Here is a 13,892-nt window from a genome sequence, read left to right as displayed (position 1 = left end):
CGGCGGTCACGGATTCCGGTCCGATCCTTGAAAAACTGCGCAGTCAGCTTGACGCCATCACCAGCGATCTGGCCAAAGACCCGCCGCAATATCTGGTACGTCGCGGCACATTGATCGCCGAACTGAACAAAATCCGCTCCGAACCAAACGATGATGACGACGCCAAATCATTGCGTCTGCAAATCTGGTGGCAGGACTGGCAGGCTCTGATGGCCGAGGAAAAGCTGCTTCAGACCCATACGCTACGCAGCTTTATGACGGCATCCTCGCTTGGCGCGCATCTGCAAAATCAGATCAACAGTTACGCGAAACTCGATGTGACCGCCCTGATTGGTGCGGCCGAACAGGGCATCGCACTGGCCGGAGAAGTTCGTAACCTGCCACCGGCTGAACTTGTTGCGCAGGGCAGCAACCTGCTTGAAACCGCCACTGGCAGTGCAACCGCGATACCAGCACAATAGGGAGTATCACCATGAGCAATCTTGATGAATTGATAAGGGCCGCCAAAGCCAGCTTCATTGAAATCGACGCGGCCTATCAGTCGGCAGACATCAACGAAAAACTTGTGATGGCCGAAACACGCAATAAAGCTGCTGATCAGCTTATAACACTTCAGGCAAAGCGGTTGATCCAGAATGCATCGGTGATCACCGATGCGGATATAGCCGAAATGAAGAACCTTAAAGACCGGATCGATGATGCTGCGCAAATCCAGACAGCCCTTCTTCAGTTTGTCGGGTTGCTGGTAAAATTTGTCGGTTAATCCGTTTTCCAGCGATCAGCATCGGCATCGTCCGATGTCTTCGCCGTGACCCAATGATCACCTTGGGCGGTTTCTTCGCGTTTCCAGAACGGGGCCCGGGTTTTAAGAAAATCCATGATGAAGTCGCAGGCCTCGAACGCAGCGCGTCGATGGGCCGACAGGGTTATCACCAGAACGATCTGTTCACCGGGCAACATGCGGCCAAACCGATGCACGATCCGCACATCATCAAGAGGCCAGCGATTGGTCGCTTCGTCTGCGATCTTTTCAAGTTCGCGTTCGGTCATTCCGGGATAATGATCAAGGGTCAGGGCTGAAACGCTGTCCCCACCGTGGATATCACGCACCAGCCCGACGAAACTGACCGCTGCCCCGATATCGGTACGACCTTCGGTCAGGGCTGCCAGTTCGGCACCCGGATCAAAATCCTGTTCCTGAACAGATATACGTGCCATGCGCGACCTGATCCTTCCGATAGGTGTCAGTCGAGATGCTTAAGCCCAGTGCGAAGATAGATATACCCGGTCTGAACCGTCACCAGCCCGGCAATCCAAAGAAGGATATCACCGATCAGGATCGACGGAATCATATCGGGCGACGCATCACCGACCAGAAGAAACCCGATGGCAAGGATTTGTGCCGTGGTCTTCCATTTCGCAAGCACCGTCACCGGCAGCGGAACTTTCAGTTCGGCCAGATGTTCGCGCAAACCCGACACCATGATTTCGCGGCACATAATGATCACGGCGGGCAAAATGGCCAGACCGGAAATGCGTTCAAATGCCACCATCATCATCAGGGCGGCAGCGACCAGAAGCTTGTCTGCAATGGGGTCAAGGAACCGGCCAAGCGGCGAGACAACATTCATGCTGCGCGCAAGGTAACCATCAAAAAAGTCCGTCACCCCGGCAAAAGCAAACAGCGCAAACCCGATCCAGTTACCAACCGGTCCGCTGATATAAAAGGACGCAACCAGAGCCGGAATCACAATGATGCGCGACAAGGTTAGCAGATTGGGAATCTGGTTTTTCATAAACAGGCCTGTTTGCGGGTATTGTATCGAACGGTCCGGCGAAGCGTTTTCTGTCTCCCCGATGCGAGGCAATTATTAATGTCTCCGGGCAGTTACCACAAGAGCCGCGTTCAATTGCAACAAACCTGTTATGAAACAGCCGGTAACCGGGATCAGTTTTCACCGTGGAAATGATCGTAAATCTTGCGTGCAAGGGCGGCACTGATGCCGTCCACCGCCTCAAGATCGGTCAAACCGGCATCCGCCACGCCGCGTGCCGACCCGAAATGATGCAACAATGCCTTTTTGCGTGCCCCGCCAACGCCGGGCACATTATCCAGAACACTTTTGCCGATCTGCTTGGACCGTTTGGCGCGATGTGTGCCAATCGCCCAGCGGTGGGCTTCATCGCGCAGACGCTGGATGAAATACAGAACCGGGTCTTGCATATCGAGGCGCACGGGCGGCTTTCCGGGGATATGCAGGACTTCCTTGCCCGCATTCCGATCGACACCCTTGGCGACCCCAACCAGCATCACATCTTCGATTCCCAAATCCTCAAGTACTTCGCGGGCAACGCCAAGCTGCCCCAAACCACCATCAATCAGACAAAGGTCTGGCCATGTGCCGTTTTCCCGGTCCGGATCTTCCTTTTGCGCACGGGCAAAACGTCGGGTCAGAACTTCTCGCATCATGGCAAAGTCATCACCCGGTGCGATGTCGCCCTTGATGTTGAATTTGCGATAGGCACTTTTCATAAAGCCCTCGGGCCCGGCAACGATCATGCCGCCGACCATGTTGGTGCCCTGAATATGGCTGTTATCGTAAACCTCGATCCGTTCCGGCGTACCGTCCAGTTCCAGTTTATCGGCCAGATCTTCCAGCAATTTGCGCTGTGACGCGCTTTCGGCCATACGACGCCCCAGCGCATCCTTTGCATTGTTCATCGCATGTTCGACAAGCTTGCGCCGACCGCCGCGCTTGGGTACCTGCAGGGTGATCTTGCGGTTATTGTTGATCGACAACGCGGTTTCGACCAGTTCCTGGCCTTCGATCTCGTGCGACAGCAGAACCTGTTTCGGGGCCGGTTTATCGGCATAGAACTGCCCGACAAAGGCCGACAGGATTTCGGGGATCTCAGCCCCCTGTTCATGGCGCGGGAAATAGGACCGGTTGCCATAGTTTGACCCGGACCGAAAGAAGAACACCTGAACGCAGCTTTGCCCGCCTTCGTGATGCAGGGCAATCACATCGGCCTCTTCAACGCCTTCCAGATTGATGTCCTGATGCGATCTGATCTGACTAAGCGCGCGGATACGGTCGCGATACATCGCGGCCTGTTCAAAATCCATGCGTTCGGATGCCGCCAGCATGTCGGTTTCAAGCTGCTTGAGGATTTTCTGGCTGCGCCCGGTCAGGAAGTCACGGCAGATATCGACAAGCCCGTCATATTCGGCCTTGGCAATCCGGTCCACACACGGCGCTGAACAGCGTTTGATTTGATACAGCAGACACGGACGCGACCGGTTGGCAAACACCGCATCGGTGCAGGACCGTAGCAAAAAAGCCCGCTGCAGATGATTGATCGTGTTGTTCACGGCCCAGGCGGACGCAAACGGCCCAAAGCAACTGCCATCCTTGGCCCGTGCCCCGCGATGTTTGACGATGCGCGGATAATCGTGATCCTCGGTGATCAGGATATAGGGGAAGCTTTTGTCATCGCGCAGCAAGATATTGTAACGCGGTTTAAGCTTCTTGATCAGGTTGGATTCAAGCAGAAGCGCTTCGGCTTCGGTATGGGTGGTGATGATTTCCATACGCACCGTCTGCGCGACCATACGGGCAATCCGTATCGGCAACTGCATCAGGCGGGTATATGCCACCACACGCTTTTTAAGATTCTTGGCCTTGCCGACATAAAGAACCCGGTCCTTGTCATCAATCATGCGGTAGACACCCGCCGAACCCGGCATGGTTTTCAGCGCATGTTTGATGGCCTCGACACCACGCGCAGCTCCCCCGTCATAATCATCGCTCTCAAGCGACAATCCGATTTCCCGAGCGGGGTTTTCGGATGGGGTTTCAGGCTTCATCAGGCGTCTCCGGCAGATTTATTAAAAATCAAAAGTTGTGATGGCCGTCACTTCTCAAAGTGGCTTCCGACAATACTCAAAAAGATTAACGCCGCAACATCACTTCACAGAATCGCGACCGGAAAAAGATGTCCACCAAGGCTGTGGATAAGTTTGTGGGTAATAGGGGGGCTCTTTGCTACACCCCTTGAGAGTCTTAACGTTCTATGAAGTGCACATTTATTGAGCAAACAAGTTAACTTATTGATTTAATTCACAAAAAATGCTGTCAACCTGAAAACATTCGGTAATAGAGGAGTCAAAAAAGAATATTTTCCTTTGATTCCACGTCCCCAGATGCTTGTGCATAAGGGCGACAGCGATTCGGCCTAGAGGAATCACAGAGTCCCCGTCCAAAACCGTTAACAAAAGTAAATTTTACGCAGATTTACCGATGCGATCAGCGCGCGATATTAAAGCGCTCTATTTCGACCCCGACCGCCGCAACGTCGTCAAAGACATCTAGCTTTTCAACCCGGACGTTTACCTTGCGCACCCGGCGATCCGCCAGGCACATATCAGCCAGTTTTTCCCCAAGGGTTTCCACAAGGTTCACATGACCGTCACGGCAGATTTCCCGCGTGCCTGTCACCAGATCCTCGTAGCTTAAAACAGTGGCAATATCGTCATTCTGGACACCTTCGCCTTCAAGTACGGCAAGATCCAGATTGATGCGCACCCGCTGCGGGGCATGTTTTTCGTGGTCATATACGCCAATGGATGTCTCGACCACCATGTCGCGAACGAATACACGACGCAAACTGCCTGCATGATCTGCATAGGGCAGTGTCGTAATGTTATCGTCCTGCTTAAGGCCTGCGGTCATGGTCTGGTCTTCCTTGTGCTGCGCTTCTGCGGCCAGATGTCCGGAACCCAAGCCCGATGCATCATTCCTCTGGCATATTCTGTTCGCCACTGGGCGCCCAATTCAGGTGCTGCCCGCCGTCAAGCGCTAACATTTGCCCGGTGATGGCTGGCGCGGCAAGGAAAAATCGTACCGCGTCGCAAATCTCTTGCGGGTTTGTCCCAATTTTCAGGGGAGTCTGATCGCATTGCTGATCGAAAACTTCCTGTGTTTGCCGAACACTAGGCAGTGCCGGACCGGGACCAATGGCGTTGACCCGGATTTGCGGTGCCAATGCCAGTGCCAGCGTCTGGGTCAGGGTCCAAAGACCTGCCTTGGACAAGGTATAGGTCATGAAATGCGGTGTCAGATTCCAGACGCGCTGATCAATCAGGTTGATGATGGCACCCTTGTACCCGTCCGGTAACCGTTTGGCGAAATCCTGCGATAGTACGAACGGCGCACGCAGATTGGCTTCCATATGATAGTCCCAGCCTTCGCGCGTGGCAGTGCCTATATCATCATATTCAAAGGTGGATGCGTTGTTGATCAGAACCCCGATCGGGCCCAGTGCAGCCGTTGCCTCGCGCACGACACGACCGGTGTCTTCTTCCCGGCCAAGATCGGCCGAAATAACGCAGGCACGACGGCCAAGGGCACGGATTTCATCCGCCAGGCTTTCCGCATCCCTGCGCGAGGAATGGCAATGAAGGGCAACATCATATCCCTGCGCAGCCAGATCAAGCGATAAAGCCCGTCCGATACGCTTCGCAGCCCCTGTCACAAGGACCGTTTTCGGTATTATCCCTGTCATCCGGTTTCCATCCCGTCCGTCAAGATGCGTCCCCTTTTCCGGGGAAGGCGGCCGTATTGGAACGCAGGCCGCCATCATTTAGTTCGGTAATTCCGGAACTTACAATCAAACCTGCCTGCCGGTCCATCACCGTGTGAACGGTTTCAGGCACGCAAGGCGGATCATGCCGTAACCAGACTTGCGACATATCCAAGATAGGCAAGAACAAAGACAATCCCCGTAATCCGCGACACGCCGCGCAGGAAATAGCCGACAACCAGCAAAAGAACGGTCACCGCCAACATGATCCATAGATCGGATTGCAGTATCTGATCAGGCACCGCAATCGGCGCAATCAGCGACACACCACCGATAATCACCAGCAGGTTCAGAAGGTTTGAACCAACCACATTGCCCAGTGCGACATCGGAATGCCCGCGAAACGCCGCAACAATGGACGCGGCCAATTCCGGAAGTGACGTTCCGAACGCGACAAGTGTCAAACCAATCACGGCTTCGGAAACGCCGAACTGACGTGCAACAGAAACACCACCATTCACCAGCAGATCGGCACCATAGGTCAGGGCGACAATGCCGATAACGGTCGCAACAATCGGTTTCAGCCAACCGCTTGGCACCTCGCCAACTTCGTCGACTTCTTCCTCGTGCAGGTGGCTGGCTTCGCCCGGGCTTTTTTTGTCATGCTGATAGGTGAAATACCAGATCGCCGCCAAAACCAGCAGCATCACGGCTCCCGCCCAACGCTCCACAACACCGAACATACAAAGACCGATGAACAGTACAGTGCCCAGCAACATGGTGCCACCATCGCGAACAATCATGGTCCGGGACGCTGCGATTGGCTTCAGAACAGCCGTCGCACCAAGGATCAGAAGAATGTTGGCAATGTTCGACCCAACAACGTTCCCCATCGCGATATCCCCCGAACCGGCAAGTGCCGCATTCAGCGACACTACGAATTCCGGGGCCGACGTTCCGGCGGCCACCACGGTCAGGCCGACGATAACCTTGGAAACACCCATTAGCAGTGCAAGACCAACAGCGCCGCGAACAATGAACTCGCCACCGGCCGTCAAAAGCACAAGACCACCAATAATCTGCAAATAGGGGATGAACTGTTCCAAATGTCGGCCTGCTCGTATGGGGGAAAATTGTGATTATTTTTGTGCCCTTTAACGGGCCAGCGGAACATGGCATTCCGAACACAGAATAGCAAGCCGTGTCGTCCCGCCGCGGAACCCTTTTGGATGGCTGTGTGATGCTGTTCCCACACAGGCAAGCACGCCGAACGTAATCGCCAAGGTCGTGTACTCTTAATACGTGTCGTCTACCACAGATGTCTTCGCATACGCGAAATTTCCATAGAAATCATAGGGGTATTTCCGCTATCCTGATTTGAACGAGTTTCCTTTACACGCCCATCTGCGCCGGACGCATATCCCAACATGTCTCACAGCGTTCTTTTCGAACTGTTCCTTGTCCTGACGGCTGCGGTGATTGCTGTGCCGCTGGCCCAGAAATTACGTGCAAACTCGATCATCGGCTTTCTGATCGGTGGTTTTTGCATCGGACCTTTTGGTTTTGGTCTGATCAATGACCGCGAAGACATTTCAACGGTGGCCGAGCTTGGCATTGTCTTTCTGCTATTCATGATCGGTCTTGAACTGTCGCGCGAACGATTGCGCGTGATTGGCGGCCGGTTTGCCACCCTTGGCTTCCTGCAAATCGGCGTCACGATGGCGGTGATGTTCGGTGTATTGCTGCTGATCAATTACGATATGCCTGCCTCCATCGTGATTGCCGGGGCACTTGCCCTGTCATCGACGGCAATTATCCTCAAACAGCTTTCCGATGAACGCCAGTTGCATACTCGTTTCGGCCGCGCAGCCCTTGCCATCCTGCTGTTGCAGGACGTCGCGGTTGGTCCCTTCCTGATCATGGTGCAGGCCGCTGGCAAGGCCGGAACCGAAACCAGCCCATGGATCAGCGCGTTAAGTGGGGTCGGCGCTGTTGCCGTCCTGCTGCTGGCCGGTCGTTATCTGCTGCCACGGCTGTTTCGTTATATTGCGTCCCTTAAAAATCCCGAACTTTTTGCCATCGGCACCCTGTTTGTCGTTCTGGCTGCCAGTACCCTGACCGAAGCCGCCGGTCTTTCGATGGCGCTTGGTGCCTTCATCGCCGGGGTAATGCTTGCCGAAACCGAATTCCGCCATCAGATCGAAGCGGACATTTCGCCATTTCGCGGGGTTTTCCTGTCGCTGTTCTTCATGTCGGTCGGCATGTCGGTCAATGCCAATGTCGTCATTGGTCAGGCCGGAACCATCATTTTATGGCTGATCGGGTTGCTGGTCGTTAAGGCGGCGGTCCTTTTCGGGTTATCCCTGCTGATCGGCTTTAACCGAGCATCGTCGATCCGGGTTGCCATGAGCCTTGCCGCTGGTGGCGAGTTTGCCTTTGTCATGCTGGCACTGGCATCGCAGAATGGCGCGGTTCCGATTGATATTGCCGTAATGCTGATCCCGGTTGTCGCGATTTCGATGGGTCTGACCCCCTCCCTGATTTCGCTGGGTCACCGGATCGAACAGAAACTTCATCCCAAGGAAAACGATCAGCTCAGCGAAATTTCAGATGAAACCGATGGCATTCAGAAGCATGTTCTGGTGATTGGTTGCGGGCGTGTCGGCCGGGTTCTGGCCCGTCTGCTGCGTACCAAGGATATCCCCTTCATCGTTCTTGAATCCGATGCCCAGCAGGTTTCACGCGGCCGTGCCGAAGGTCTGCCGGTTTATTTTGCAGATGGATCACGTCCGGAAACATTCCGAGCGGCCCATACAGAACAGGCCCATATTGCCGCCGTTGCCATGGGGAACCCACACGCAACCGAAAAGACGGTTGCCCTGTTGCGCCAGCATTATCCACATCTGAAAATCTTTGCCCGCGCACAGGACATCACCCATATCGGGCCCCTGTCACGCAGCGGTGCGGATGCCGCCATCCCCGAAGTACTCGAAACCGGTTTGCGCCTGTCCGACCATGTTTTGGCCGCCTGCGACATCCCGCAGGAAGATATCGATATCGAAATTGCCAAGTTCCGTCGTGCCGATATGCTTCTGATGAACGAACTGGCGCCACGCACCGCGCGCCAGAAAACCGAAGATCCGGCATCAAAATCGGCCAAACCGGCAAAATCCGGGAAAACCACCTGAAAACAAAAACCCCCATCATAAAGATGGGGGTCTTTCGTTTCGTCTTCCGGAATAACCGCAATCAGGCGGCTTCGACATCCAGTGCATAACCCGCGGCACGAACCGTGCGGATCACATCGCGCGTTCCCTTGACGTCATTCAATGCCTTGCGCAGACGACGAATGTGAACATCAACCGTTCGGGTTTCGACATAGATGTTCGGCCCCCAAACCGCGTTCAGAAGCTGCTCGCGCGAGAAAACCCGCCCCGGATGTTCGAGGAAGTAACGCAGCAGACGGAATTCGGTCGGGCCAAGATGTATGGCCTTGCCGTTACGGCTGACACGATGGGCGGCTAAATCCATTTCGATATCGGAATAGATCAACTGCCCCTGTGGTTGCGCCGGGCCGGATCGACGAAGCAACGCACGAATACGCGCCAGCAATTCGCCAATCGCGAACGGCTTGGTCACATAATCGTCGGCACCGGTATCAAGGCCACGGATGCGGTCACCTTCTTCGCCACGCGCGGTAACCATGATCACCGGCAAATCGCGGCTTTCCGGTTTTCGGCGGATCTGGCGGCAAACCTCGATCCCCGACATTACTGGCAACATCCAGTCCAGAAGGACCAGATCGACATGGGTTTCGGCCAGAATCTTCAACGCTTCGTCACCGTCTCCGGCTTCGACAACCTGCATCCCCTCGCGTTCGAGGTTGTAGCGCAACATGGTTACGATTGCAGCTTCGTCCTCGACGATAAGAACCGTTGGGTCCATCTTCCTATGCTCCAGTGTCACTCATTCGGTTCTACGACAGCGAAATTCGCCGCGTCATTTTTTGGCCGAGTATCCATCGGCAGGTCTTCACCCTTGATCCGGTAATAGATCGTTTCGGCGATATTGGTCGCGTGATCGCCAATACGTTCGATGTTCTTGGCAATAAACAGCAGATGGGTCGATGCCGTGATGTTACGCGGATCTTCCATCATATAGGTCAGCAGTTCACGGAACAGGGAGTTATACATATCGTCAACTTCCTGATCACGCGCCCATACACGCTGGGCCTTTTCCGCATCGCCTTCGATATAGGCGTCCAGAACGTCCTTGATGATTTCCTGGCACAGCTTGGCCATGTTCGGGATCACCTGAACCGGACGAATCGGCGGCACCTGGTTGAGAACCTGCGCGCGCTTGGCAATGTTTTTCGCCAGATCGCCAATACGTTCCAGATCGTTGGAAAGTTTAAGCGCTGTCACCACCTGACGCAGGTCATCTGCCATCGGCTGGCGCAGGGCCAGAAGACGTACGGCAAAATCCTGTACTTCCTGTTCCAGCGTATCGATACGATGATCGGAAATAATGACCTTTTCGGCCAGTTCCGAATCCCGCTTCACGATTGCGCGGATCGCAGAAATCAGCTGGCTTTCGGCAAGCCCGCCCATCTGCGAGATGATATTGTTCAAACGGGTCAGTTCTTCGTCAAACGAACTGACGATATGGTGTTTTTCGTCGGCCATCTAATAATACTCCTGCCCGGAATTAACCGAAGCGACCCGTGATGTATCCCTTGGTGCGTTCGTCCTTGGGATTGGTGAAAATCTGATCGGTTTCGCCCACTTCGACCAGCTTGCCGAGGTGGAAGAACGCCGTGCGCTGCGACACGCGGGCCGCCTGCTGCATGGAGTGCGTTACGATCACAATGGTGTAGTTCGAACGAAGTTCGTCGATCAGTTCTTCGACCTTTGCGGTCGCAATCGGGTCAAGCGCCGAGCACGGCTCATCCATCAGGATGACTTCCGGGCTGACGGCAACCGCACGTGCGATGCAAAGGCGCTGCTGCTGCCCACCCGAAAGACCGGTCGCCGGTTCCGGCAGGCGGTCTTTGACTTCTTTCAGAAGGCCTGCCCGTTCAAGCGAGGTCATGACTATCTCGTCAAGCTCGTCCCGCGAGTTCACCAGACCATGAATACGCGGACCATAGGCTACGTTGTCATAGATCGATTTCGGGAAGGGGTTCGGTTTCTGGAACACCATGCCGATACGGGCACGCAACTGAACAACGTCGATGGCCTTGTCATAGATGTCACGGTCATCAAGCGTCACCTTGCCGTTGATCGTGACACCGTCAATCGTGTCATTCATGCGGTTCATGCAGCGCAGGAAGGTCGATTTGCCGCAGCCCGACGGACCGATCAGCGCGGTAACCTGACGTTCGACAATGTCAAGATTGACATCGAAAAGCGCCTGGTTGTCGCTATAGAAAAGATTAAGGTCACGGGCCGTCATTTTCGGGCTAGTGACTGACGGCTCTGCCGTCATTGCGCTTTGAGTTACAACAGCCATTTTACCACTTCCGTTCAAATTTCTTGCGCAGATACACGGCTAATCCGTTCATCAGGATCAGGAAGCCCAGCAACACCATGATCGCCGCCGAGGTTTTCTCGACAAAGGCTCGTTCCGGACTGTCAGCCCACAGATAAATCTGCACCGGAAGAACCGTCGCCGGATCAAGCGCGCCCCCCGGAACATCAACGATGAATGCCACCATGCCAATCATCAGAAGCGGTGCGGTTTCACCAAGCGCCTGCGCCATGCCGATGATGGTTCCGGTCAGAATGCCCGGCATTGCCAGCGGCAGCACATGATGCGTCACCGTCTGTACCGGTGATGCCCCAAGTCCAAGGGCAGCCTGCCGGATTGACGGCGGTACCGCCTTGATCGCTGCGCGCGATGCGATGATGATCGTCGGCAGGGTCATCAGTGCCAGCGTCAAACCACCGACAACCGGTGCCGAACGCGGCAGATGCATGACATTGAGGTAGACCTCAAGCCCGAGAAGACCGAACACGATGGAAGGTACAGCCGCAAGGTTGTTGATATTGACTTCGACAATTGTCGTGAAACGGTTTTTCGGGGCGAATTCCTCGAGATAAATCGCGGCCAGAACACCGATCGGGAATGACAGGAGAAGCGTCACAATCAGAGTATAGAACGACCCGACCGCGGCCCCCCAGATGCCGGCAAGTTCCGGTTCGCGTGAGTCACCATTGGTGAAGAACCGCGTGTGAAACTGCTTTTCAACAGCGCCTTCGGCGGTCAGGGCGTCATACCAGCCGAGTTCCTGGTCATTCAGGCGACGGTCGCCTTCATCTGTATCTGCGCTGATATAACCCTTGTTGAGCATATCAAAATCGTCACCCGAAATTAGCCAGACCTTGCGGGTCTGTCCAATCAGGCTCGGATTATCAAGCACACGTTGGCGCAGGTCGTAAGATGCCCCGCCCGAAACGATGTCATAAAGGTCACGGCGTTCGCGGCGATCGGTTACATCCGGGAACCGGTTGCGCAATGCTTCCTTGACCAGACCATCAAAATTGGCGCGACCGATAACTGCGGGGTCACCTGTTCCGTCCGGATCGATTTCAGCCGGATCGAAATGAATTTCGAGCTGAACATAGGTCTGGAAGAAGGCGCTATACCCCTTCGAAACAATCGAATAGCCAAGCACGACAAGCGCCATAAGAGCGATGGCAATCGCGCTCAGGCCATAAATCTTGAACCGGCGTTCCGCCGCATACCGCCTTTTGATGTTGCGGGCAATTTTCGGGCTATCCCAGTCAACCGGCGTGTGCAGATTGCCAGAGATCACTTTTGCGGCGGCTCTATCTTCCATAAGCGATGCCATATCAGTCATATTTCTCGCGATACTTCTGAACAACCTTAAGGGCAAACACGTTCAGGCCCAAGGTGACGAGGAAAAGAACAAGACCGAGTGCAAAGGCCGACAGGGTTTTGGCACTGTCGAACTCCTGGTCACCGACCAGAAGCGTCACGATCTGCACGGTAACGGTGGTAACCGCCTGCAACGGGTTGACCGTCATATTGGCCGCAAGTCCGGCGGCCATAACCACGATCATGGTTTCACCAATTGCACGCGACACTGCCAGCAGAACCGCCCCGACAACACCCGGCAGGGCAGCGGGAAGGATCACGTGGCGGATGGTTTCCGACCTTGTGGCACCCAGACCATAAGATCCGTCGCGCAGGGATTTGGGCACCTGCGACATGACATCGTCAGACAGCGACGACACAAACGGAATGATCATGACCCCCATAACGAGGCCGGCCGCAAGCGCGCTTTCGGAACTGACATCAAGTCCAAGAATAGCACCATTGTCACGCAGGAACGGCGCGACTGTCAGGGCAGCAAAGAAGCCATACACAACCGTCGGAACACCGGCCAGGATTTCAAGCGCAGGCTTGGCAAAAGCACGGAATTTCGATGATGCATACTCGCCCATATAGATGGCAGAGAACAAACCGATCGGCACTGCGACAAACATCGCGATCACAGTGATCAGCAGCGTCCCTACGAATAGCGGGATCGCACCAAAGGCCCCTTCGGATGCCACCTGATCAGCACGGATCGCCGTCTGCGGGCTCCATTCCAGCCCGAACAGGAATTCGAGCGGGTTGATCTTGGAAAAGAAATGCAGTGCTTCGAACAACAGCGAGAAAACGATCCCCACTGTCGACAGAATCGCGATCCCGGAACAGGCGATCATCGCATAACGCGCGATACGTTCGACATTGTTGCGTGCCCGCATTTCTTTTGCGATCTTGCGATACGAAAGCGCCAGCCCGACAACCGCCGTACTCAGCATCACGACAACCAGTGCTGCATTTGCAATGGTCTGCAGGTTCGCAAGTCGCTGGCCGGCTTCCACCACTTCCGGATCAACCGACAGATGTTCGCCATTGCCCGCGGCAATCAGCGAGATACTGTTCAGCGCCAGTGAAAGACGGCCCGAGTCACCGGTAATTTCAGCAGGAAGATCAGAAACGATCATCGCTTCGATGATCGACCCCTGAAACACGTGCCAGACCAAAAGCAGCAAAAGCGCGGGAATACCGCACCACATCGCCGTATAGGTCCCGTAATGGGCTGGCAGGGAATGAAGATTGCTGTATCGGCCGCCCGACAGGGCAACGGCCCGCTGCCGCCCGAAATAGAATGACAGCGCGCAAAGTGCAGCAACCGCGAGCAACAGAAAAGTCAGGGACATTTCGATAAATCCGTTTGCCTGGAGGGCCTGTTTAAATCACGAGGAGCCAATAGGACAAAAATAATAAATCAATCA

The 13,892-nt window shown here is 54.9% G+C and carries 13 protein-coding genes and 1 pseudogene; 3 read left to right on the top strand and 11 right to left on the bottom strand.

Annotation, left to right across the window (positions count from 1 at the left end):
• Together AUP42_RS21775 and AUP42_RS09790 are read left to right on the top strand one after the other, a co-directional pair.
• A pseudogene (locus AUP42_RS21775) lies at window positions 1-461 on the top strand (hypothetical protein); the annotation flags it as partial.
• Window positions 462-472: 11 nt separating this feature from the next.
• A complete protein-coding gene (locus AUP42_RS09790) occupies window positions 473-763 on the top strand; it encodes a hypothetical protein (RefSeq protein ID WP_062951349.1) in 291 nt (96 codons plus the stop codon).
• Here AUP42_RS09790 and moaE read toward each other — a convergent pair.
• From moaE to AUP42_RS09760, 6 genes are all read right to left on the bottom strand, one after another.
• Window positions 760-1,218 carry a molybdopterin synthase catalytic subunit MoaE gene (gene moaE, locus AUP42_RS09785; RefSeq protein ID WP_062951348.1) on the bottom strand — a complete coding sequence of 153 codons (459 nt, stop codon included), beginning with the start codon at window positions 1,216-1,218 and terminating at the stop codon, window positions 760-762. The genes AUP42_RS09790 and moaE overlap by 4 nt on opposite strands.
• Before the next feature lie 26 nt (window positions 1,219-1,244).
• Window positions 1,245-1,796, bottom strand: a complete 552-nt coding sequence (gene pgsA / locus AUP42_RS09780; protein ID WP_062951347.1) for a CDP-diacylglycerol--glycerol-3-phosphate 3-phosphatidyltransferase — start codon at window positions 1,794-1,796, stop codon at window positions 1,245-1,247.
• Window positions 1,797-1,948: 152 nt separating this feature from the next.
• A complete protein-coding gene (gene uvrC, locus AUP42_RS09775) occupies window positions 1,949-3,868 on the bottom strand; it encodes an excinuclease ABC subunit UvrC (protein WP_114116107.1) in 1,920 nt (639 codons plus the stop codon).
• A 439-nt stretch (window positions 3,869-4,307) separates the two neighbouring features.
• Window positions 4,308-4,733, bottom strand: a complete 426-nt coding sequence (folB, locus tag AUP42_RS09770; RefSeq protein ID WP_051682075.1) for a dihydroneopterin aldolase — start codon at window positions 4,731-4,733, stop codon at window positions 4,308-4,310.
• A gap of 61 nt (window positions 4,734-4,794) precedes the next feature.
• Window positions 4,795-5,565 (bottom strand): SDR family oxidoreductase, encoded by a 771-nt coding sequence (locus tag AUP42_RS09765; RefSeq protein ID WP_062951407.1) that lies wholly within the window; start codon window positions 5,563-5,565, stop codon window positions 4,795-4,797.
• 161 nt (window positions 5,566-5,726) lie between these two features.
• Window positions 5,727-6,689, bottom strand: a complete 963-nt coding sequence (locus AUP42_RS09760; RefSeq protein ID WP_062951346.1) for a calcium/sodium antiporter — start codon at window positions 6,687-6,689, stop codon at window positions 5,727-5,729.
• 321 nt (window positions 6,690-7,010) lie between these two features.
• On the opposite strand from AUP42_RS09760, the gene AUP42_RS09755 reads away from it, so the two are divergent.
• A complete protein-coding gene (locus tag AUP42_RS09755) occupies window positions 7,011-8,771 on the top strand; it encodes a cation:proton antiporter (protein WP_062951344.1) in 1,761 nt (586 codons plus the stop codon).
• A gap of 61 nt (window positions 8,772-8,832) precedes the next feature.
• Here AUP42_RS09755 and phoB read toward each other — a convergent pair whose 3' ends face one another.
• From phoB to pstC, 5 genes are read right to left on the bottom strand one after another with little or no spacing between them, the layout of a single operon-like run.
• Complete coding sequence (phoB, locus tag AUP42_RS09750) at window positions 8,833-9,528, bottom strand: phosphate regulon transcriptional regulator PhoB (RefSeq protein WP_007091986.1); 696 nt, start codon at window positions 9,526-9,528, stop codon at window positions 8,833-8,835.
• Between the two features lie 17 nt (window positions 9,529-9,545).
• Window positions 9,546-10,268 carry a phosphate signaling complex protein PhoU gene (gene phoU, locus AUP42_RS09745; protein WP_062951343.1) on the bottom strand — a complete coding sequence of 241 codons (723 nt, stop codon included), beginning with the start codon at window positions 10,266-10,268 and terminating at the stop codon, window positions 9,546-9,548.
• 22 nt (window positions 10,269-10,290) lie between these two features.
• Window positions 10,291-11,094: a phosphate ABC transporter ATP-binding protein PstB gene (gene pstB, locus AUP42_RS09740; RefSeq protein ID WP_062951342.1), complete on the bottom strand. Its 804-nt coding sequence runs from the start codon at window positions 11,092-11,094 to the stop codon at window positions 10,291-10,293.
• 1 nt (window position 11,095) lies between these two features.
• On the bottom strand, window positions 11,096-12,445 hold the full coding sequence (gene pstA, locus AUP42_RS09735; RefSeq protein WP_062951337.1) for a phosphate ABC transporter permease PstA: 1,350 nt from the start codon (window positions 12,443-12,445) through the stop codon (window positions 11,096-11,098).
• Window positions 12,438-13,817 carry a phosphate ABC transporter permease subunit PstC gene (pstC, locus tag AUP42_RS09730; protein WP_062951336.1) on the bottom strand — a complete coding sequence of 460 codons (1,380 nt, stop codon included), beginning with the start codon at window positions 13,815-13,817 and terminating at the stop codon, window positions 12,438-12,440. The genes pstA and pstC overlap by 8 nt, the downstream gene beginning before the upstream one ends.
• Window positions 13,818-13,892: the final 75 nt, after the last annotated feature.

The organism is Thalassospira lucentensis, assembly GCF_001613805.1.
Classification (GTDB): domain Bacteria; phylum Pseudomonadota; class Alphaproteobacteria; order Rhodospirillales; family Thalassospiraceae; genus Thalassospira; species Thalassospira lucentensis_A.
The sequence above is the reverse complement of the archived record's forward strand: the minus strand, read 5'-3'. Positions and strand labels throughout refer to the sequence as shown.